The organism is Methylocaldum marinum (genome assembly GCF_003584645.1).
Classification (GTDB): domain Bacteria; phylum Pseudomonadota; class Gammaproteobacteria; order Methylococcales; family Methylococcaceae; genus Methylocaldum; species Methylocaldum marinum.
Map to the genome: position 1 here is coordinate 2,568,006 of NZ_AP017928.1, position 21,588 is coordinate 2,589,593.

General features: G+C 62.2%; 19 protein-coding genes. 16 read left to right on the plus strand and 3 right to left on the minus strand.

Annotated features, from left to right (window positions below):
• Positions 1–38: 38 nt before the first annotated feature.
• The 6 genes from sS8_RS11105 to sS8_RS11125 all read left to right on the plus strand — a co-directional run bounded on the left by sS8_RS11105 (position 39) and on the right by sS8_RS11125 (position 7,369).
• A complete protein-coding gene (locus sS8_RS11105) occupies positions 39–1,268 on the plus strand; it encodes a glycosyltransferase family 4 protein (protein ID WP_170161042.1) in 1,230 nt (409 codons plus the stop codon).
• Entirely contained in the window at positions 1,265–2,167 is a 903-nt protein-coding gene (locus sS8_RS28095) for a hypothetical protein (RefSeq protein ID WP_170161043.1), read from the plus strand. Before sS8_RS11105 ends, sS8_RS28095 begins: the two co-directional genes overlap by 4 nt.
• A gap of 77 nt (positions 2,168–2,244) precedes the next feature.
• Entirely contained in the window at positions 2,245–3,306 is a 1,062-nt protein-coding gene (locus sS8_RS11110) for an esterase-like activity of phytase family protein (protein ID WP_170161044.1), read from the plus strand.
• On the plus strand, positions 3,303–4,559 hold the full coding sequence (locus sS8_RS11115; RefSeq protein ID WP_170161045.1) for a glycosyltransferase family 4 protein: 1,257 nt from the start codon (positions 3,303–3,305) through the stop codon (positions 4,557–4,559). The genes sS8_RS11110 and sS8_RS11115 overlap by 4 nt, the downstream gene beginning before the upstream one ends.
• A gap of 9 nt (positions 4,560–4,568) precedes the next feature.
• Positions 4,569–6,059, plus strand: a complete 1,491-nt coding sequence (locus sS8_RS11120) for a lipopolysaccharide biosynthesis protein (RefSeq protein ID WP_119629702.1) — start codon at positions 4,569–4,571, stop codon at positions 6,057–6,059.
• Positions 6,056–7,369, plus strand: a complete 1,314-nt coding sequence (locus tag sS8_RS11125; protein WP_119629703.1) for a polysaccharide pyruvyl transferase family protein — start codon at positions 6,056–6,058, stop codon at positions 7,367–7,369. Before sS8_RS11120 ends, sS8_RS11125 begins: the two co-directional genes overlap by 4 nt.
• A 49-nt stretch (positions 7,370–7,418) precedes the next feature.
• Here sS8_RS11125 and sS8_RS11130 read toward each other — a convergent pair whose 3' ends face one another.
• Complete coding sequence (locus sS8_RS11130) at positions 7,419–9,392, minus strand: heparinase II/III domain-containing protein (RefSeq protein WP_170161046.1); 1,974 nt, start codon at positions 9,390–9,392, stop codon at positions 7,419–7,421.
• On the opposite strand from sS8_RS11130, the gene epsL reads away from it, so the two are divergent.
• Both epsL and sS8_RS11140 read left to right on the plus strand, forming a co-directional pair.
• Positions 9,296–10,678 carry an XrtB/PEP-CTERM-associated polysaccharide biosynthesis outer membrane protein EpsL gene (epsL, locus tag sS8_RS11135; protein ID WP_119632734.1) on the plus strand — a complete coding sequence of 461 codons (1,383 nt, stop codon included), beginning with the start codon at positions 9,296–9,298 and terminating at the stop codon, positions 10,676–10,678. The two genes, sS8_RS11130 and epsL, sit on opposite strands and share 97 nt — an antisense overlap.
• 512 nt (positions 10,679–11,190) lie before the next feature.
• A complete protein-coding gene (locus tag sS8_RS11140; RefSeq protein ID WP_232020603.1) occupies positions 11,191–11,706 on the plus strand; it encodes a copper resistance protein NlpE in 516 nt (171 codons plus the stop codon).
• A gap of 203 nt (positions 11,707–11,909) precedes the next feature.
• Here sS8_RS11140 and sS8_RS11145 read toward each other — a convergent pair whose 3' ends face one another.
• Positions 11,910–12,635 (minus strand): S1 family peptidase, encoded by a 726-nt coding sequence (locus tag sS8_RS11145; RefSeq protein ID WP_119629706.1) that lies wholly within the window; start codon positions 12,633–12,635, stop codon positions 11,910–11,912.
• A 195-nt stretch (positions 12,636–12,830) separates the two neighbouring features.
• On the opposite strand from sS8_RS11145, the gene sS8_RS11150 reads away from it, so the two are divergent.
• Entirely contained in the window at positions 12,831–14,396 is a 1,566-nt protein-coding gene (locus sS8_RS11150; protein ID WP_119629707.1) for an amino acid permease, read from the plus strand.
• Positions 14,397–14,574: 178 nt separating this feature from the next.
• On the opposite strand, the gene sS8_RS11155 is transcribed toward sS8_RS11150, so the two are convergent.
• Positions 14,575–15,393, minus strand: coding sequence for an EcsC family protein (locus sS8_RS11155; RefSeq protein WP_119629708.1), 819 nt, complete (start codon positions 15,391–15,393; stop codon positions 14,575–14,577).
• A gap of 195 nt (positions 15,394–15,588) precedes the next feature.
• Here sS8_RS11155 and sS8_RS11160 point away from each other — a divergent pair, with 195 nt between their 5' ends.
• The 7 genes from sS8_RS11160 to sS8_RS11190 all read left to right on the plus strand — a co-directional run bounded on the left by sS8_RS11160 (position 15,589) and on the right by sS8_RS11190 (position 21,552).
• Positions 15,589–17,703 (plus strand): heavy metal translocating P-type ATPase, encoded by a 2,115-nt coding sequence (locus sS8_RS11160; protein ID WP_119629709.1) that lies wholly within the window; start codon positions 15,589–15,591, stop codon positions 17,701–17,703.
• A 224-nt stretch (positions 17,704–17,927) separates the two neighbouring features.
• A complete protein-coding gene (locus tag sS8_RS11165) occupies positions 17,928–18,647 on the plus strand; it encodes a siderophore-interacting protein (protein ID WP_119629710.1) in 720 nt (239 codons plus the stop codon).
• A complete protein-coding gene (locus sS8_RS29145) occupies positions 18,644–19,408 on the plus strand; it encodes an iron chelate uptake ABC transporter family permease subunit (RefSeq protein WP_119629711.1) in 765 nt (254 codons plus the stop codon). Before sS8_RS11165 ends, sS8_RS29145 begins: the two co-directional genes overlap by 4 nt.
• Positions 19,353–19,538, plus strand: coding sequence for an iron chelate uptake ABC transporter family permease subunit (locus sS8_RS29915; RefSeq protein ID WP_408631169.1), 186 nt, complete (start codon positions 19,353–19,355; stop codon positions 19,536–19,538). The genes sS8_RS29145 and sS8_RS29915 overlap by 56 nt, the downstream gene beginning before the upstream one ends.
• Positions 19,538–19,993 carry an ABC transporter ATP-binding protein gene (locus sS8_RS11180; protein ID WP_119629713.1) on the plus strand — a complete coding sequence of 152 codons (456 nt, stop codon included), beginning with the start codon at positions 19,538–19,540 and terminating at the stop codon, positions 19,991–19,993. The genes sS8_RS29915 and sS8_RS11180 overlap by 1 nt, the downstream gene beginning before the upstream one ends.
• 282 nt (positions 19,994–20,275) lie before the next feature.
• Positions 20,276–20,881 (plus strand): SDR family oxidoreductase, encoded by a 606-nt coding sequence (locus sS8_RS11185; protein ID WP_197716739.1) that lies wholly within the window; start codon positions 20,276–20,278, stop codon positions 20,879–20,881.
• Positions 20,882–20,958: 77 nt separating this feature from the next.
• Positions 20,959–21,552, plus strand: coding sequence for a TetR/AcrR family transcriptional regulator (locus sS8_RS11190; protein ID WP_119629714.1), 594 nt, complete (start codon positions 20,959–20,961; stop codon positions 21,550–21,552).
• Positions 21,553–21,588: the final 36 nt, after the last annotated feature.

Genomic DNA, 21,588 nt, shown 5'->3' on the forward strand with positions numbered 1-21,588 from the left:
ATAAACCAAAACGAACAGGAAATCTCATGGGGGTTTGCATGCCAAGTTGTCTGATCATCGTCGAAAACCTTCCGGTACCGCTGGATAGGCGCGTGTGGCAGGAGGCAACCGCACTGCGTGATGCCGGTTGGGGCGTCACGGTGATTTGCCCGGCCACGGAAAAATGTCCCGAGCGGGAAACCGTGATCGACGGCATCCGGGTCTACCGCCATCCCCTGCCCCTGGAAGCCAAGGGCGCGTTGGGCTTTTTGCTGGAATACGGCGCGGCCCTGTTCCACGAAACGGTTTTGGCGTTCAAGGCGTTTCGACGCCATGGTTTCGATGTGATCCACATCTGCAACCCGCCCGATCTGTTGTTCCTGGTCGCCCTGCCCTACAAGGCGCTGGACCGGGCGTTGATCTTCGATCATCACGACATCTGCCCGGAGCTCTATGAATCGAAGTTCAAGAAACGCGGTCCGATGCACACCCTGCTACGGATTTTCGAAAGACTCACCTTCCGCTTCGCGGACGTCGTCATCTCCGCCAACGAAACGTTCAAGGGTCTCGCCACAACCCGCGGCGGCAAACATCCGGACGACGTTTTCACCGTGTACAGCATCCCCGACCTCAACAAGTTCAAACGGGTGCCGACGACGGAAGCGAAAGACGCCGTCACGGTCGGCTACGTCGGCGTCATGGGCGCCCAGGACGGGGTGGACAACCTGATTCGCGCCGTCGCCGCGCTGCGCAAGGAATCCGGCGTGCCGAAGTTCACCTGCAAGATCGTCGGCGACGGCCCCGAACTTCCGGCGCTGAAAGCCCTGGCCGAATCCCTGGGCGTAGGCGATGTCTGCCGATTCACCGGCTTCCTGTCGGGCGAACCCTTCCTGGCGGCCCTGTCCAGCTTCGATATCGGGGTCATTCCCGATCCGTTCGATGTGTACAACGACAAGATCAGCATGAACAAAGTGTTCGAATACTCCGCTTTGGGAGTGCCCGTCGTCGCTTTCAAGCTCGGGGAGACCCAACGCCTGCTCGGGGACGCCGCCCGCTACGCGCCGGATCACACCCACGACGGACTGGCATCCGCCCTGGGCGTATTACTGAAGGACGAGCGGCTGCGCCGCAACTATGCCGAGCGCGCCCTGGAGCGGGCAAGGACACACTTCCACTGGCCCGACCAGGTATCCAATCTGCTGGCGGCCTACGATCGCGCGTTGACGAACCGCTCCGGCCGCCACGATTCCCCGGAACAAGAGCGAACCATCCGGAGCGAGCGTTCATGAGCGCCGTACCCGCAATCGAACGCGGGCGCTACGCGGAAGTGGACGCCCTACTCTTCACCACCACCGACAGCGCGGGCGGACGCAGCGACGAACTGGAACGGATGATCCGGAGCGTCGAGCGAGCGATCGCGACGTCCGGACTCCGCGTCGTTCAGTATCTGCTGCTGCAGCGCCACGACGCCGGTCGGCCGCTGCCCGAACTGCCGGACTACATCCGGGCGACGGCCATTCCCGAGCGAGTGTCGCTCTCCAGGGCGCGGAATCTCCTTCTCGACCGGGCGCATACAGACGGCGTGTTCGAGCGCTCGTTGATGGTTGCATTCCCCGACGACGACGCCTGGTACCCGGCGGGCACCCTGGAAGGCATACTGGCACTGTTCGCCGGCGATTCTGCCCTGGACCTCGCCATATGCCGGTATGCGTCCTCACCGTCAGTGCTCTCCGACCTGCCGGTCGACTTGCGTGTCGCTCGAGCGGTGAAGGCCGGCCGGTTTGTCGCCAATGCCTCGTCCAACACGATCTTCATCCGAGCCGCTCGCGCCGCGCAAACCGGCCATTTCGACGAAGCCTTGGGTATCGGCGCTCCGATCAACGGCGGAGAGGATCTCGATTACGCCCTGCGCGCCTATGTCGGCTCCGCCGGAAAAGCGGTCTGGATCGACGCCCCCTTGGTGGGACACCGCGATCGCCTCAAATGGGTGCGCGGACAGTACTACGCCGGCAGCTTGTATGCGCTGTCCCGAAGTGCCGCCGCGAGCCGGGCGGTCGCCCTGCAGACCGCGCGAAAAGTGCTGGTGGGATTCTATCTCCTGCTGCGCCGCGAGCTGGCCTGCTCCGATTTCTTGCGCGCGTTGAGGCTGGCGCTGAAGGCCCGTCGCAGCGCGCCGGCCCGGTCGTGAGAAAACCCGTGCAGAACCGCCACGACACTGCCATAGCGGACGTTGTGTCCGCTCATGATAGGCCCGACGATACCGGCATGACGAAAGCTTCGGACCGAACCGGCCTCGCCCTGCGCCGCCGATGGTGGCTCATCGCCCTGGCGGCGCTCATCATAGCCGGAGCGGTCGGCCGGGACCGACTCCGCTTCAAGCCTAGGGAACCCTTGCTCGCGCTCACGCCGATTCCGGTAGCCACCCGTGCGATTGCCGAGTTTTCGAGATTCGGCGCCGCGGCGGATCCGGAGTCGCCGCTGACCTTTCGGGGCGGCCTGGTGATCGAATCCGCCTCGCCGCATTTCGGCGGAATTTCCGGCCTGAGAGTGACGGATCAGGGCCATGGTTTCATTGCCGTCACCGACGCCGGATACTGGGTGCAAGGCCGTCTCCTCTACGACGCCGGCCGTCCCGGCGGCCTCGCCGACATCGTCATGGCGCCGGTCCTGGGAGCCGAAGGTGCGCCCCTCCGGGAAAGCGGCAAAGGCGATCTGGAGTCTATCGCGCTGGCCGGCGAAGCCGCTTACGTAGGGTTCGAGGGATTCCGCAACGGGGTCGCCTACTTCCGGCCGAAATCCGATTTATTGCTGCAGCGCGGCCGGCTCCTGCCGGTTCCTCCGGACATCGTAGCCCTGCCCAAGGGCCGTGGCCTGGAAGCGCTTGCCATGCTCCCGGCCGGCCATGATTTCGGCGGTTCGCTGCTCGCCATTGCCGAGCGCGACCGAACCGGACGCGGCCTGGCCCCGGCCTGGATTCTGAAGGACGGCGCGGCTCTCGAACTCAAGGTTCGCCTGAAGGATGGCTACGACATCAGCGACGCGGCGTTTGTGCCCGAGGGCGATTTGCTGTTGCTCGAGCGCAGGCTCTCCCTGCTCGGTGGATTCGCGATGCGGCTCCGCCGGATCCCGGCGGCCGACATCCGGCCCGGAGCGATACTGGATGGACCGTCGTTGTTGGAAGCAAATCGTCTGTTTCACGAAATCGACAATATGGAAGGCATTTCGGCCCACCGCGACGAACTGGGAAAGACCGTGGTCACCGTGGTTTCCGACGACAATTTCCTGCCCGTCCAGCGTAAGCTGTTGCTGCAATGGGAACTGAAATGACCATGCCCAACGCCGAGCGTTCCCGTCCGATCGCGGTTCTTCTGTGCGAGGACTTGCCGATTCCGGGGCTGAACGGATATTCCACGTATAACCACGCTTTCGTGAAATACCTCGAAGCGCGGGGCTTCGAGGGCCACCTGGTGATCAGCGGGCCGCGCCTGCCGGCGCCGCTGTTCCGCCCCCGGAGCCGAGTCGGCTGTACAGCGCTTCAAATCCATCTGCCGGGAACGGTTCGATTGGGAAACTGGCATCTGGTCGCAAGCCCGCGGGCGCTGGTTCGATCGGTTTACCGTTGGCTGCTCGACAGCCTGGGCGGCGCCTGGGCCCGCCGTCTGGCAAACTGGCGCGGTATATCGCAGAACAAAACCGCCATCATCGGCCGTTACCTGAACGGGACGGATCTGCGCCGGCTGAACCCGATGTTGGCTCGCCTCGCTCCCGACTACGTGTTCGTCGATACCGTTTTTCGGGCGCAGATCCTGGACGCCTTGCCTCCCCGAACGCGCAAGCTGCTGATCGCCCACGATGTATTTCACAAACGCTGTGCCTCCCTGGCGGCGCGGGGCATGACCGCCTTGCCGGCGGTAAGCGCGGAGCAGGAGCAGGCCCTTGCCGGCCGTTTCGACGTGCTGCTCGCGATCAGCGACGAGGATGCCCGCGACTTGCGGGAGCTGGTGCCCGCGGCAAGGATCGTCGCCGTTCCGGCGCCGGTCGACGCCCGCCCTGTCGAGCAACGGGCGGTCGCCGAACCCCGCATTCTCTATTTGGGCAGTCGAGCACCTCACAATGTCGACGGGCTGCGCTGGTTTCTGGCGAATGTCTGGCCCCTGGTGCGGAAGGTGCGGCAGGACTTGGTCCTGGACGTGGCCGGCGAAGCCGGGCTGGCCTTGAATCCCGACACGCCCGGCGTGGTAATCCACGGCCGCGTGGAAGACCTTTCGGAACTGGCCGGCACGGCCCAGTTCGCCATTAATCCGGTGCGCGCCGGAAGCGGCATGAAGATCAAGATGCTGGACTATTTCGCCTTCGGCCTGCCCTGCATCACCACCGGCGTCGGAGCGGCCGGATTTCCACCCTCTGCCGACAGCCCTCTCGGCATCTCGGACGATCCCACCGATTTCGCCGCGGCAATTCTGCAATGGAGCGGAGATTCGCAACTGCGCGCGCGCCTTCGCGAAAACGCCCGCCGCTACGTGTCGCGCTTTTCCGGCGAGTCGTTCTTTGCGCATCTGGATGCCGCCCTGGAGCTTTAGACGGAAAGCATGAGCAGCACCACCTCGCCGCTGGGCAAGCAGGTTCGCTCCGGGTTGATCTGGTCGGTCGTTCGCAGTTGGGGAGGACGGCTCGCCGGCATCGTCATCTTTTTCCTGCTGGCTCGGATCTTGTCGCCGGAGGAATTCGGCGTGTTCGCCGCGGCAGCCGCCGTCCTCGCCTTTATCGAACTCTTCGCCGAACAGGGCCTGAGCGACGCCATCGTACAAAAGCCCGCGATCAGTCCGGAGGAGCTGAATACGGCATTCCTGGCCAATTTCATCCTGGCGGCACTACTGGTAGCGGCGATCTGGTGGTGCGCGCCGCTCATCGCCGCGGCGATGGAGATCGAGCGCTTGACCGGGATTCTCCGCATCGCCTGCCTGGGGATTTTGATCAATGCCCTCGGGTTCTGCCAGCTCGCCTTGTTTCGGCGGAATTTCCAGTATCGCTGGCTGGCGGTCCGGACCCTAGTCGCCACCGTCATCAGCGGAGCGGCGGGGGTTTGGCTGGCCCTGGCAGGATTCGGTGTCTGGAGCCTGGTCGGCCAATTTCTGACCAATGCGACGGTCAACTTGCTATTGCTTTGGCTGAAGCCGATCTGGAAACCGGGCCTCGGACTCAGTACCGCCGGGTTCGGACAGTTGCTCCGCTACGGCGGCAATATCCTCGGCATGCGCTTGCTGGATTTCGCCAACACCCGTGTCATCGAGCTTGCCATAGGGGCGTGGCTGGGCGCCGCCACGCTCGGGCTCTACTCGGTCGGCTCCCGTCTCTACGCCATCTTGATGCAACTCCTCAGCTCGGTCGTCCTGGACGTGGCTCATGCCGGGTTCTCCCGCATCGCCGGCGAACGCGAGCGGCTGGCCGAGGCCTATTATCGAGCGATGACGGCTACCGCCGCGTTCGCGGTTCCCTGCCTGGTCCTGGTTTCGGCGGTAGCTCCGGAACTCTGCGTGGTGGTGTTCGGAAGCGTCTGGGCGGGAAGCGCCGAAATATTGAAACCCTTGGCCCTGCTCGGCGCGGTACAGACCATGCAGTATTACAACGGAACCGGACTCAACGCCGTAGGCAAGCCCGGCATCTCGTTCCTGATCGTCATTGTCAGGGCCGCGACCACTGTCGGCGTGCTGGCCGCAACCCGCGGATGTCCTCTGCCGGTGATCGTGCAGACTTACGTGTTCGGCCAACTCCTGACCACCCCGGTCAGCTTCTACTTCGGGCGGAAATATCTCGGGGTATCGATCCGGCGCATCGTTCGCCGGGTGTGTCCGTTTGTCATGGCCAGCGCCGTACTTTTTCTCGCCGTGACGCAGTGTCGGCCGTGGATCGAAGAAACGATCGCCGCACCGGTGTTTAGGCTGCCGCTGCTGGCACTGGCCGGCGGCCTCGCCTATGGGGTTCTCGCGCTGGCCTTCGGAAGAAAGCCGCTGATGGATGCCATCGGCAAGCTTAAAGGCCGCCGTCAACAAGATTCCATCCAAAAGCAAGCAACACGATGAATGTAAAGCTTAGTTTCAAAAGTGTACGGTCCCGGATGCGGGAATCGGTCCGCATCCCCCTGCTCTACGATGAGTGGCGCAAGGAGCGCAAGCGGCTGGCGCAAATCCCGCCCGCCCCCCAAACCCGGCAGGACGTCCGGTCCATCATCATCGCACCTGCGGATGTCATCTCGCTGACGGGGTCGAAAGGCGACGAGGCCATGATCGCGGCGCTGGTGGAAGGCGTCCGCCGCCATATACCCGACTGCCGCTTCGGCATTTTCTCCTATGGCGGGGAGGCTTCCCATGCCAACATCGAACCCGGCGTAACCCCCGAACCGGTCTGGGCCAATCCCTGGTCCTTCCGCAGAGTGTTGGATACCGTGGCGCGTTACGATGCCGTGGCCATCGTGGGCGGCGACGTCCTGGACGGCTATTACACGCCCATCACCTCGCTGCGCCTGTGGATGCTGGGCGATCTCGCGACCCGCATGGGCAAGCCCGCGGTCGTGCTCGGATTTTCCTTCAACGCCAGCCCTTCTCCGAAGCTGGGCAAATGCCTGAACGCCCTGGACCCGGCGCTCAATGTTTGTGTCCGCGATGCCGTTTCCCTGGAACGCTTCAACCGTTTTTCCAACATTCCCGGACGCCTGGTGGCCGATTCGGCATTTCTGCTCCATCCCCGGACCGACGGGTCCGAGGTGACAAGGATACGGGCCTGGGCCGAACAACAGCGTGCCCGGGGCAGAACGGTATGCGGCTTCAATCTCCACCCGATGCTGATCAAAAGCGGCGACCCCGTGCAGCTTCAGGCCCTGGTCGATTCCGCGGTGGCCACGCTATCCGGCCTGCATGACCGACGGCCGGTCAGTTTCCTCTTGATTCCCCACGATTTCAGGGGCGGAACCCTGGGAGACGACGCCGTGCTGGGACCGATTTACGAAAGGATTCGGGCCGATTTCGGCGAACACGCGATTTATCCCTCGGCCCCTCTGCACGCGGCGGAGCTGAAGGCCTTGGCGGGCTGTACCGATTTCGTGGTCACCGGCCGGATGCACCTTGCGATCGCCTCCCTGGGTCAAGGCGTACCGGTGGCGGTGATTACCTACCAGGACAAGTTCCAGGGACTGTTCCAACACTTCGGCCTGCCCGAATCCCTGATGATGCCGCCCGACCGCATCCGCGATCCGGCGGAATTTACTAAAACGGTCTCGGCGGCGCTCGACGCCAAACAGGGACTCGCCGAGCAGGTAGCCTTGAAATTGCCCGAAGTGCTGCGCCTGGCCGAACTCAATCTTTCGCCCTTGCTGGGAAATGTTCATGACGGGTGACCGTCCGTCCCTCATGACGTCCCGCCGCGCGGGTATCCCGGCCGCCGTGTCAGCGCACGGCTCCGGCACCCAGCGGCTTGAAGGCGACGCGGAAAACCGCGTCGCTCCCAGTGGTTTCGACATAAAGGCCGTTCCGGGTATAAGGCGCCGTCGAGTCGGGCACGGTTCCGACGAATACCCGCTGATCCCGGTCGCCTTGCACTTGCAGGGCAAAGCGCTGGCCTTGGCAATCCAGCGTGACCGTCCAGCGCTCGGGCATCCGGAACGCAGCCCAATTCTGCCAGCGGCGGAAAGGCTGGGTGTCCGGCAGACGCAGACCCGCGGACGCTTCCGCTCCCGGCGCGGATACGGAACAGCCCGTGTTCAGCACGAAGCCGAGCGCCTTGGGCGAGCGATCCTTGCGGGCAATCCTGATTTCGTCCACGAATTCGTCCCCGATTACGGCCAACTTTCGCGACGCCGTCACCTTGCGGCGGTATTCCGCATGGGACACCGTTATGCCGGCCCCGTCCGGATCGAACAGGTCGACTTGACCGACGGAAGGCCAAGGCTGCTGGCCGTCGCCGTCCACCAGGGGAACGTTATGGGCGACGGCGCGCCGGAAATATTCGCGATGGAGCGGCGAGCCGTAGCCGACCGTACCGGAGTCGCGCAGCAGCCACACGTTTTTGTATTGGAGCTCATAGGTCAGGGATTCCTGTTGTGCATGATAGCGGGCGCCTTGCCCGTACCGGAGAAAGGCCTGCCAGTCGCCCTTGCGGATCAGCACGCCGTCCAAGCCCGGGACCCTGCGGGAGACGACGGGCGGGAGATCGGTCCGGTTCGGATCCGGCTCGGGCGGGTCGAGCAGATTGTTCCAGCCCAGCTTTCCCTGCGCCTCGATCAGACCAATCGCGGTGGGAAGTACCCGTCGCGATTCTCGCCATCGTTTGAGATTGGGCGTTTTCCGTCGCGGCGGAGAATCGTTGAGGGTAGGCGCGTCGCCGTTGGAAAAACGCACGACGACCGGCGCGATCAGGAGGTTCTGGGCGATCCAAAGTTCCCGTTTGAATTCGCCGAGCCTGCCCCGCAGGGAGGCACCGATAAATAGCTGACAAAGCGCTTCAACCACATAGTCCTGATACGAAAGCGTCATCTCGTGCCAGAAATAATCGGGGGATACCGCCCTCGAGAGGAGTTTCGAAATGCCCATCTCGTCCCGCTTGCCGAAATCGGCCAGGGCCGGGGTACCGAATTCGAGGCCGACCAGGGTAATAGCGACAGCATGCCACACTGCGATGTTATGATCACCCGACGACGATTGGCGAAGATTTTCGGCCATGGGCAAGAACAGCCGATCCCGCCAATGAGCCCGGCGATCCTCGGCAACGCTGCCACGCAGCAGTCGTGCCGCTTCCAGCAGGATCAAACCGTGCTTGGCCTCGTCCAGGCTTTGGGTCATCAGCCGCGCGCGGCCGTTCCAGGTTTGCAGCGGAAAGCCGCTGTACGCATCGGCGTAGAAATCCAGCTGCGAAGCGGCCCAGTCGCGATAACGATCCGCCCCGGTCAGTCGGAACAGGCGCGCCGCGTCCTGCACGCGAGCGATGTTGTAAATGCGGTTGTAGGCGATCCAGGCGGCGTGAAACTTTTCCCGTCCGCCCTCCTCCGCCGGTTCCGGATCCTTGGGCGACCATTTGAGCAGTTTCCCGGTTTTCCGTTCGACATAGTCGTGCACCCAGCCGGCCACGCGCCCCGCCTTGTCCCTCGGCTTTCCCATCCAGGTGTCGAGCTCTCGAGTCCGTTCCTTTACCCAGGATTTCCAGCGCGGGTCGGAATCGCTCAGCTGTCGGGCACGAAGCCAATCTTCTCGCGCCTCGCGCGCCGGAGCGAAATTGCCGCGACCCGCCTTGAGTTCGGCGAACGCTTTCCTAATTTCTTCATCGCTCAATGACGAAACAGTTTCGCGCTCATAAGCCAATACCTGCAGCGGCACCGCACTCGCCGCCGCCAAAACAGTCAGGAGAAAAAGGGTTCTTGTTGACATGGTCATACTCGTTTATTCCGGCTCTGCGGAAGCATGTGAAACGACAGTATCGCTCAATATTATTTGGACGACATATAACGTATAGCACGATATATGCTGTTACTCTACTCGTTTCGGCCTGGACGCGAACATCCTTCGGTGCCGCTGATGAGACCGATACTTTTCAACCCTATGTTTCGGAGTCCTTGATTTATGAAGATAATCTATTTCGGCTTTCAGACGGTATCGATGCAAAATCTCTGACCGGAAAAGCGGAACGCTGGGATTTGAATAATCGGCTTTCCGCCGGCGCAAAGCTTTATTTTCCTCTGGGTCTTCAGGAATTTACTTTTCAAGGAAGCATGGGCGACAATCGCTATGTCAATAACGATCAGCTGGACCATATCTCGCTGTCCGGCAAAGGCATCTGGAAATGGCAGGTCGGCAAATCCTTCACCGGCACCATGAATTACGGCTATCGGCGGTATATGGGAAGATTCGTCAATACCCGGTTTTTCGGAAAAGATCTGATTTCAGACGATACCGCATTATTCGATATCAATTACCGGCCGAACGCCAGTTGGCGCCTAAACGCAAAATACCAATGGCTGGATAGCCAGCATAGCGCCTCAGAACGCCGATTCCTGGATTTTACAAGCAATACCGGCATCATGGGCATACATTATCAATCCCCTGCCGCGAACTCGATCGGCTTGCAATTTCGTCACACCGACGCACGCCTGCCGAATCGAGAGAGAAGATTATCGACTCTGATCGACAATCGGTATAAGGAATATGAATTCGGAGCGGTCTACAATTGGAAAATAACCGGAAAGTCCGTGCTGGACGGACATATCAGCTATCTCATCCGCAGCCACGAGGAGTTTTCCCAAAGGGATTTCGAAGGTGAAATATGGCAGGTGAATTACCAATGGACGCCCACCGGCAAGACGTCGATAGCGCTATCCGCCTGGCGGAATCTGCTGACCGGCACTCAGGACCTCACCGCCAGCTATATCATCGCCAACGGGTTCAGCATCAGCCCCACCTGGTCCGCCACTTCGAAGATCTCGGTACAAGCGAAATTCAGCTGGGAAGAGCAGGAATACGCGGGCGATCCGGACCTGGGGGCCCGTGAAAAAACCCGCATGGACACGGTCTTAAACGGCCAATTGTCGCTGTCCTACGACTTTACCGACCACGGACAATTGAATATCGGCTACCGCGCGGGAGGCCGCGATTCCAGCCGAGTGCTTTCCGATTACGAATACAACACGGTCTTTGCGAACGCCATTCTGAGCTTCTGAACCCCCGGCAACTTCGTGGCTTGAACATCCGAAGCCAGTCGCCGGCGCACGGCGAGCCGGAACATGAGCATCGAGTTACTATTTGTCAAGACAGTAAAGCGACAAGAGCCCCTCTCCCCCCGGGACAAATCGGCAGGGTGAGGCGCAACGCGACGACTGGGCAGGCCAGGGATGGGCTGCCCCGGACGCGCGAGCGAAGCGGGACAGCGTCGCGTGGCGAGGCCGATTTTCTCGCCTCATCCCTGAGGCTCGCCCTTCGGGCCGTGCTTCGCGCGTTCCCGTTCGCTCCCGGCGAACGGGAACGCGCGTAAGCGCCGCTTGCGGCTCCGCACAGGGAATGTGCGGCGTGATTGGGTTGGGGTGAGGGCGGTTCGAACAGGGCCTTACTTTCTTTACGCACGGTAATACGCACTAGTTGGCGTACAATGTCGCATGAATACCCGCCTCGCAGGCTACGCGGGTGTTTCGGACATAGAACTAGAGAAATCCCTATGAAAGCATCGAGCAGACCAATGACTAAAAAGGTGTTATTCATTTTTTTCGGCGCACTGCTGTCCTCGCTCAATACCGCTTGGGCGGAGAGCGATAAAGAAATCCAGGAAAAAGCACTCAAAGCTCGCGAACAGCGCCAGCTTGGCGCCATGGATCATTCGGCTCATGCCCGTTCCGAAGCAGCGAACCAATTTCGGGGCGTCTTCTACGGCTACCTGCCGTGCCATGAAGAAAAGTGCAATGGTCTGAAAATGACCCTGTCTTTGAATGCCAAGAACAATTATCTTCTGGTCGTCCAACCCGCAAAGCCGCAAAACAGAGAGTCCTTCGAAAAAGGGAAATACGAATGGGACGACGCCAAAGGCATGGTCGTGCTGACCCCCAGAAAAGATGCCCCGCAGCGCCGACTCGCCATCAAGGATGAAGGTACTTTGCTCTATCTCAGCAGCGACGGTGCGCCCATGCCCGGAGACCAGGACAGGTATCTGCTGCAAAGAAGCGACAAGGCCGGAAATCGGGAAATGCATATCCATTGACGAACGCCCCGCCGAAGGACGATCGGAGTTCAGGCGGAGGATTTTCATCGGGAAGACGAGGTTCCGGGGAAGCGGACGGAGAAAACGCGAACGTGGTCCTTCCGAAGGCTATGCCGGCACAGCGTCCTTCATACTTCTTGATTCCGTTCGTCCTGGGCCTGTCGAAGGACTCAAGCGGAGAGATCGGTGTCTCCGACTCGCCTTCAGCGTGGCCCGGGCGAAAGGTTCGGCACGGCCGGCCGGCCGCCGTTCCTTTTCAGAAACGCCGGAAGCGCGGAGGTGTTTTCCCAAAACAGCGTGCCGGACAAGGGTTCGATCGGCTGCGGCGGAGCGGCGGTGAGAGGGGGAATCCAATCGGCGGGAATGGCATAGTACCCGGCCTCGCCGCCTGCGGAGAGAAACGTGGCCAAACCGACCAGTCGGCCGGCCTGGTCAAAAATCCCGCTGCCGCTCGCACCCTGGACGAAAGCGGCGGACGTTTCGATGATCCGGCTGCCGTCATAAGGATGCAAATCTTCGATGCGGCCTTCGGCAAAGGCGATGCCGATGGCACGGGGATAGCCGTACAAATAAATCGGCTGTCCGACGGACAGTCCCGCCGTAGTCCCTAGGCTCGCGGCCGGTAACGCAATGCCCGGTGCTTCCAGAATGCAGAAGTCGTGGTTCAGGTCGGCGCGCTGGCTGGCGGCGCGATAGCGTAAGGCGCCCTTCCCGATAACGATGGCATTGGCATGCCGGGTAACGTGGCAATTGGTCGCCACGAGATTGTGATCGAGGACGACACCGGAGCCGACAAAAGCCCTCGCATCCTTCGGATAGGCTTGGATCTGGACGACGCTGAGCGCAAGCGTGTGGTCCACGTCCGCCGCACCGGGAACGCTGAGAATCCCATAGCCGAGGATCATGCCGAGCAATACGATCGGACGCATAGAATTCTTCCTTCGTTGACGGCCTGCTGTGGATCTTACACGTTCTCGCGGGCTGTGGTCAGGTTTTGGCCGAAAGCGGCCGTTGCTACGCCCCGCCCTCTTCCACGACCCGGGACAGGATCTGGCATTTCCAACTAAACTGTCCTAAATTCTGGTTCAAATTAACCAAAACCTGCATCACTCAAGGGAAAATCCATGCTTTTCTGGCGCGTGAAACCACTCGACCTCATCCTCGCCACGGCCGAAAAGAAAGCCCTCCATCGATCGTTGGACGCTTGGCAGCTGACCTTACTGGGCGTCGGCGCCATCATCGGAACCGGCATCTTCGTCCTCACCGCCGAGGCGGCTCAAAAGGCCGGCCCCGGCATGATGCTGTCCTTCGTCATCGCCGGTTTCGTCTGTGCCGTTGCGGCCCTTTGTTATTCCGAACTTGCCTCGATGGTTCCGGTTTCAGGATCCGCTTACACCTATTCCTACGCCGTACTCGGCGAAGGTGTGGCCTGGCTGGTCGGTTGGGCGCTGATCCTCGAATATGCCGTGGCGGCAAGCGCGGTAGCCGTCGGCTGGTCGGGCTATTTCGTCGGACTGATGCAGCACTCCCTGGGACTGACCATCCCGGCCACCCTGGCGAACGGCCCCTATGCCGGCGGCACCGTCAATCTGCCGGCGGTCTTCATTTGCCTGATCGTGACCGCTCTCCTGGTGATCGGCACGCGGGAAAGCGCCACCTTCAATGCCATCCTCGTTACCGTCAAGGTCGTGGCGCTCACGGCCTTCGCCGCGCTCGCGCTGCCCGCCGTGAACGGGGAAAATTTCCACCCCTTTACGCCCCTGGGCGGGTCGGGCGTCGTCGCCGCGTCGGCTTCGATCTTTTTTGCCTATGTCGGCTTCGACGCGGTTTCCACCGCGGCGGAAGAAACCAAGAACCCGCAACGCAATGTACCGATCGGATTGATCGGTTCTCTGGGAATTTGTACGCTTTTTTATCTGCTCGTTTCAGCCGGCGCCATCGGTGCGGTAGGCGCTCAGCCGGTCCTGGACCCGGCCGGCCGCGGCCTTCCGCCCGGCTCGGTGGCGCTCGCCGAACAATGCCGGTCGCTGGCCGCGCTGGGACAGGAACCGCTGGTATGCTCGCGCGAGGCGCTGGCCCAGGTTCTCCGTCAAATCGGCTGGACCAAAATCGGCAATCTGATAGGCCTCGCGGCTTTCCTGGCGCTGCCTTCCGTCATTCTCATGATGTTGTTCGGCCAGACCCGCATCTTCTTCGTCATGGCTCGCGACGGTCTGCTTCCCGAAGCGCTGAGCCGGATTCATCCGCGGTTCAAGACGCCGCACGTCGTCACCCTGGTAACGGGTTTCGCGGTCACCCTTGCCGCTGCTTTCTTTCCGGTAGGCAAGCTGGCCGATATTTCCAATTCCGGCACACTGTTCGCGTTTTTGGTGGTTGCACTCGCGGTGATGATCCTGCGTGTCAAGGACAAGCACCGCGCCAGACCGTTCAAAACCCCGGCCGTGTGGATCGTGGCGCCGCTCGCCGTCGCCGGTTGCCTGGGACTTTTCCTGTTTCTGCCGCCGCATGCCAAGCTGGTGTTTCCGGTCTGGGGCACGATCGGCCTGATCTGCTATTTCCTCTACGGCTACCGCAAGAGCCACATGGCACTCGGCATCCCGACGCCTTCAGGCGGCGAAGACATCATCAGCGAAGTTCGTCCCCTGACGGAGCTCGGAGAGAACGACCTTGGGCCAGGAACTCGGGATTGACCTGCGAATTTACCCGTGCCGATCAGGCCGCCTCGGCACTTAGAGCATTTTCATATCCACCCTCGCGAACGCGCGAGTAGGCCGGGACTCCGTTCCCGAAATGCGCGTTCCGGGCGCCTCGCAACGCTGCCCCCTCTTGGCGGATAATTCGATACGCTTATCCATGCGCCAGGGGCTGTCAGCCCTCACGCCGAACCGATTTCAGTTTCCGGTATTCGGCCTCGATGCAATCCCGGCCATAGCGGCGCTCCAACCGGCGGATGGCGAAATGGCTGCGGGCCATGTGCTGAAAATGCCGAATGAACAGATCATTGATGAGAGCACCGCCGACTGCCCCGGCCAAGGGCAGCATTTCCGCGGCGGCCTTCTCCGACACGACCACTCCGAAACGCTCGGATACGATGAGCATCATCTGGTTGATGGCCGGCGCTCCGGCTCGGCTATGGCGGGATGCCTGTAGGACCGAGGCGTCGAGGGCGAGACGCAATCCGTAGTACCCGGTGTCGGCGGCATCGTCGGACTTCGAGCGTCCGCCCAAGGCGAAAACCTGCAGACAAGCCAGGCGGGTTTCCAGCAGGCTCAAATCCTCGCCTTCGCTGCGGGCGATCTCGGCAATGGCCGCCAGCATGATCCACGTGGTGACAGGCAGTTCCACCAAGAGCGCGGGGCCGCCCAACGATCCCCCGAGCGCACCCGCGCTCCGCCCCAAATAGCGATAGAAGCGCTCGCTGCGCGGCCGTCCCCGCCCAAGACGGTTGACCACGGTTTTCAAAAGCCGGCCAATGGCCGTCTGCAGGCTCCGGGAGAACCGGCCATGCCAGCGCGGCGGAATCAGCTTGAGCCCCTTGTCGACGGGTGTGCCGATGACGTGGGCCAGATGTGCGGCAAAGCTGGGATGTTCGAGCCGGTGAAAGGCTTCTTCGAGCCGACGACGGTCCTCGTCCGCCAGTTCGATGGCGCCGGATTCAAGGGCAAGGGAGTCGCGTCCGAAGTTCATTGTCGCATTACCTTGAAATTTATGAAGACATCCGATAAACCGGCACGATCGCATAAGCGCGGGCAATGAGAGATGAGAATCACTATCATCTTAATCATGACTGCGTCAAGCCGAACCGCTCGGGAAAACACGGGTCTCAGGAGAATCGAGCCGGAATGGGCCTGAGAAGAAAAGACCCCGACGAAGCTGCTTAGTATGGAGATGAACACACAGGTAACGGGTTTTCGCATCGCCCATGATCTCCCCGGCCGAATACGGCTACGGCTCGCCCGCCTCGGTCATCCCTGCCTTGCCTCGGACGAGTTCGAAGCCGAGGTATTGGCTCTGGACGGGGTGCGGGAGATCCGGACCAATCGCCGGGCCCGTTCGCTGGTCGTCACCTATGGCGGCGGTGCCGAAGTCCGCGCCGGCCTGCTGCAATGGCTCGCCGCCCTGCCGGCGAATGCGTTCCGGCACGAATGCGATCCTTACCCCTCCTCCCGTCGGGAACGTACACCGCTCGTCGTTTCTGCCCTGGCGCTCCTCTCGCTGCCCTTGCTGCCGGCCCCGCTCAAGTCCCTGGTCACCCTGGCGTCAATCAGTCCGACCGTGGCCAAGGGCATCCGGACCCTACTGAATCGCGGCGTCAAAGTGGAAGTGCTGGACGCTCTCGCGGTGAGCATCGCAGCGGGACATGGCGGCTTTTTCACCGCCAATGCCACCCATCTTCTGGTCCGGACCGGCGGCTATCTCGAGGCCCGTGCCGAACGCCAAGCCCACAGTCTGCTCAAACAATTGTTGAAACGCCCGCCGGAACTGGCCTGGGTGGAACGTGACGGGGAACTCCGCCGGCTCGATGCCGGTGACATCCGCTCGGACGAACTCGTGGTAGTGGGGCCGGGCGATCCGGTTCCGGTGGACGGCCGCGTGGAACAGGGTTCGGCCCTGCTCGACCACTTCTCCCTGACCGGCGAAAGCGTGCCGGTGCGCAAGGAACCGGGCGATGAAGCACTGGCCGGAAGTCTGGCGGTGGACGGCCGGCTGGTACTCAGGGCGATACGTGTGGGCGAGAATACCGCGGCGGCGAGTCTGGGTCGGTATATCGAAGAATCCCTGCGCCACCCGTCGAACAGCCAGCGGCTGGGCGACCGGCTGGTCTATCTGACCTTTGCCCTTGGCGGGCTGATTTTCGGCCTGACCCTGGACCCCAAGCGGGTGGCTTCGGTGTTTCTGGTCGATTACTCCTGCGCTCTCAAGCTGGGCACGCCGCTCACCTTCATCTCGGGCATGCACGACGCCGCCGAGGCCGGAATTTTGTTCCGGGGCGCCCAGGTGCTGGAAAATCTGGCGGATGCCGACACCGTCGTGTTCGACAAAACCGGCACCCTCACCCAAAGCAGGCTGGAAATCACCGATGTCATCCCCCTGCGTCCGGATCGCTCCGAAGAGCAGCTACTTGCCCTGGTTGCCTCCCTGGAAGAACACACCCGGCATCCGTATGCCGAAGCCCTGGTGAAATATGCCGAAACAGTGGGCTATCGCCATGTCGATCCCGGAGCGGTCGAATTCGTGATCGCCCATGGCCTGCAGACCGAGATCAACGGGAAGGACGTTTTCGTGGGCAGTCGCCATTACCTGGAAGAACATCTCGGCATTTCATTCGCCTCCGATCAGCCGCTCATTTGCGATCGCTTGGCGGAAAGCAAGACCCTGCTCTACGTAGCGGAGGACAAAACCCTGATAGGGCTCGTTGCCCTGAGCGATCGGATACGCGAAGAGGCCGGTGCCGTTCTCGCCCGGCTTAAGGATTTGGGCATCAACGATCAGATCATGTTGACCGGGGATGCCCGCCACCGGGCCGAAGCTCTGGCGAAAGAGCTGGGCATCGCTCGGCTGTATGCCGAGCAATCGCCCGACGACAAGCTGCAAGTCGTCGAGACGCTGAAGGCAGATGGTCGCAAGGTGGTGTTCGTCGGCGACGGCGTCAACGATGCTTCCGCGCTGGTCGCGGCTCAAATCGGCGTCGCCATGCCACGAGGGGTACTCCTCTCGCGAGAAGCGGCCGACGTGATTCTGCTGCGTGATGACCTGGAGAGCCTGGCCCGGGCGCGAGAACTCGCAGTTCGCACTCGGAGCCGGATCGCCCGCAATTTCCGCCTCGACGTAGGGGTCAACTCGGCGCTGCTCGTGGCGGCCACCTTCGGCTGGGTGCCGCCGGTCGCCGCCGCACTACTGCATAATGGCACCACTTTGGCGATCCTGGCACGATCTCTGAGGAAGCGAGGCGTCGCCGACGCTCACTCCGGCATCGGGCCGGCAATTTCGGATTGATTCTGCCTCATGGGCCGCGATCAACGATCTCATCTTGATTCGCAGCGCAGGTCGACAATACCGGACGAACCTGTCTGACCCGCGACGGATTTTCGCCTTGGATTTAAGAGCACGTACACGGGCGTTCGAATTTAAAGGCGAACGGACATCTGAACCTCGCCACGATCAGAACGGCTTCACTGAAATGCCGACGCATTCCGGACAATCAACCGGAGGCATCCCTTATGGGCGATAATCGACGCTCCTCCACGCCCCACGAAGGTTTTATCGCAAAAGCCGTCGGCCGGGCAGCGATGTCGGGAAAGGATTCCCGACCGATTGGCAATCCTTTGCCGACGAAAACGCTCGGCCGGACCGTGACGCCGGAACAAGGCGTTTGCGAAACGCGCACATTGTTTTTCGTTCCGATCAATCCTGCGGCTAGGGAGATTTCCGGACGCTACGCACCGCTTAGAATTCTCCCTAATTTCGAATTGAACGTGCAATGTCCGCTGTCACTGTCCCCCTTCTTCGCTGCACCGCGCCGGCCGACGGTGCGACAAACCGAACGCTTGAGTCCGCATCTGCTTCGCGTCCGTTTCTTCTCCGAGGAACTGCATGACTTCCCGGATGCCGGTCCCGGCGCACACCTCAAACTGTTCGTGCCATTGCCCCGTCGTCGTGGCGGTCTTGCCGACAATCGGGCCCGGCGGGCCGGAGTGGCCGGAAGGACCGCGCCCGGCCGGCTGCCGGACGCGGTGCGCGGAATCGATTGGCCGTCGTCGGCCCGGATCTTCGCCACCGTCGCCGGCGAGAACGACACGGTGCTCGCCATCCGCCGCCACCTGCGCCGGGACCGCGGTGTGCCGGCCGAGTCGCTGTACGCGGTGCCGTACTGGCGTCGCGGCCGAAAGGAGGAGGATTATCACGACGAACGGCATCGGCTTATGGAGACCGATTCATGAATCCGGCGCTGAGTCTTGCATCGATTCTCCTGCTCTTGCTGTTGACGGCCTGTGACCGTTCCACCCCGGATTCGGCGGCACCGGACCTTGGGAGCCGAAACATGACCGACGCAGTGTGGCGGGCGGTACGGATACCCGCCGCTTCGCAGCGGATACTGGCGCTGAGCGAACTGGATCTGGACGCCTTACTCGCCCTCGGCTTACGGCCGACCGGTGCCGCCAACGCCCGCGGCGGCGAACGCCCGCCCGCCTATCTCGGCACGCGCGCCGCCGGCATCGAAAGTCTCGGCAACTTCGCCCAGCCCTCGCTGGGCCGCATCGTGGTCTTGCAGCCGGATCTGATACTCGCCGGCGGTCAAGCCGATCCGGAGCGGCTGACCCAGTTGGAGACCATTGCGCTGGCCGGCGGTCTGACGCCGGGCGCGCAAATCGGCTGGGCTCTGAGCGGGGCGCTGACGGGCAGCGCCTTCGCGTTAATGCTCGCGCATGCCGGCCGCGGCCAGGCCTCGCCGCTGCGCCTGGTGCTGGCAGGGCTCGCGATCGGCGCCACCTGCCAAAGTCTGACCGCTTGGTTGTCGCTGGCGAGCAGCGCCAACCTCGACCAGTTCCGGTTCTGGCTGCTCGGTTCGCTGACACATCCGCACGCCGGCCTGGCTGAACACCCTGGTCGTTCAGATTCGACTGCCACGGCTGTGCGCGGCGCTGGTGGTCGGCTCCGCGCTCGGATGCGCCGGCGCCCTGCTGCAGGCGCGTGCGCGTAACCGCCTGGCGAGTCCCGATCTGCTCGGACGAGTGCTCGCGCCGCCGGTCGAAGTACCGGCCGGTGTCGTGACCGGGCTGCTGGGCGGGCCTTTTCTGCTGTTGCGGCCTTCGTCTTACGGAGTTATCTGATGCTGGACCTGCGCGTCGAGAACCTTTGCGCCGGCTACGGCGCGAAGACCGTGCTGAACGATCTCAGCGTGCCCATTCCGCCCGGTCGCATCACCGCGATCGTCGGCGCCAACGGGTGCGGCAAGAGCACCCTACTGCGCTGCCTGGCCCGCCTTCACCGGCCCGCGTCAGGGCAGGTGCGGCTGGGGAACCACGAGCTGGGCGCACTTTCGACCGCGGCCCTGTCGCGGCGCATCGGCTTTCTGCCGCAGTTCCCGCAAGCGCCGGCCGGTTTGCGCGTGGCGTCGCTGCTCGCACTCGGCCGCCATCCGCATCGGCGGCTGCTGCACCGCTGGTCTTCCGAAGACGAGGAGGCGGTACAAGAGGCGCTGCGGCTCACCGATCTGACCGAGTTCGCGAGCAACCCCTGGACACGCTGTCCGGCGGCCAGCGTCAGCGTACCTGGCTGGCGATGATGCTGGCGCAATCGACGCCGCCTCCGGCCTGGCCGCCTGGAGCTAGGTCCGGTGCGGTTCGTGCCTCACCGCACCCTTGCAGCTTAAGAATGAACATGAATCCTAGCTTGGCGCGTTACGTCGTAACTCGCCATCGAAGGGTTTCGCTTCGGTCTACCATCCAAAAATCAATGCCTTATTAAAGACGTTTTGGAATGAGCAGCGAGCACCGACCGGAATCCGTCGATCCAGCCGCGAGATGAAACCAGAACTTCGCCCCTATCGAACCTTTCCGAATTCCACTTGCATCCAGGCATCGCCCAGGGCATCGGCGCGGCGGTCGCCAAGGCGCTGGCCGTGCGCGGGCTCACCGTCGCCGTCGCGAAAACGGTCGAGCGCGTGGAGCATGAACTCGGCGCCATCGACTACCTGGTCAATGTCGCCGGCCTGTTGTACACCGGCGGAGCGATCGACGCCGGTGACGAGGATTGGATGCAGAGCTTCGCGGTCAACACCCACGGCGTCTTCTTCCTCACCCGCGCGGCGGCGCGGCGCGATCGTGACCGTCGGTTCCAACGCGGCCTCGACCCCGCGCGCATGGGCATGGCCGCCACCGCCCAGTACATCCGCTGCCTGGGGCTGGAACTGGCGGAATACGGTATTCGCTGCAATCTGGTCTCGCCCGGATCGACCGACACCGAAATGCAGCGTCACTACTGGCGCAACGGGGACGGTAGCGCTGAACAGATCATCCGGGGATCTCTGGAAAAACACCGCCTCGGCATCCCGCCGCGCAAGCTGGCGCAACCCGACGATATCGCCCGGACCGTGCTGTTCCTGCTGTCCGACGCCGCCGGACACGTGACGATGCAGGATCTTGTCGTTGATGGCGGGGCGATGTTGGGCTAGGAGCCTATACCAGCACGAACGGGCCTCGAGAAATCCCCCTTGACAAATAAGACGACCGGTCATATTGTTCATACCCCATGAGGAGACGAGATTCCGCCGAAATTCGAGAAAAGCTGCTCGACCATGGCGTCATGCTTCTTATGGAGCAGGGCTACCATGGCACGGGAATCCAGGACATCGTTGAAAGCGTCGGCATGCCGAAGGGGTCTTTCTACAACCACTTTCCCAGCAAGGAAGCCTTCAGTGCCGAGGTCGTCAAACACTACATCGAGCCGTTCATCAAGCAGCTCGACGGGCACCTCAATCGCAGGGGCGTCAATACGGAAGCGGCGCTGAAAGCCTATTTCAAAGAGCTCATCGAGGAGACCGAGCGCAGAGACTTCAAAGGCGGGTGCCTGCTCGGCAACCTGATCGGCGAGATCGGCGAAACTTGCGATCTTTGTCATACCTCGCTGCGCGATGCCGTCCACCGTTATCGCGACAAACTGAAAGAGGGCATCGCTCGCGGGCAAGCGGAAGGAAGCTTCCGAAAAGACCTGACAGCCACGTTCATGGCCGATCTAGTGCTCAATCTCTGGCAGGGCGCTTTGCTTCGCATGAAAATCGAACGTTCGGTTCAGCCCCTCACGCAGGTTTTTGAGTTTCTTCTCGACGATTACTTCAAAGCCTGATTTTTTTTGCCTGTTAATAAAACGACCGGTCATCTT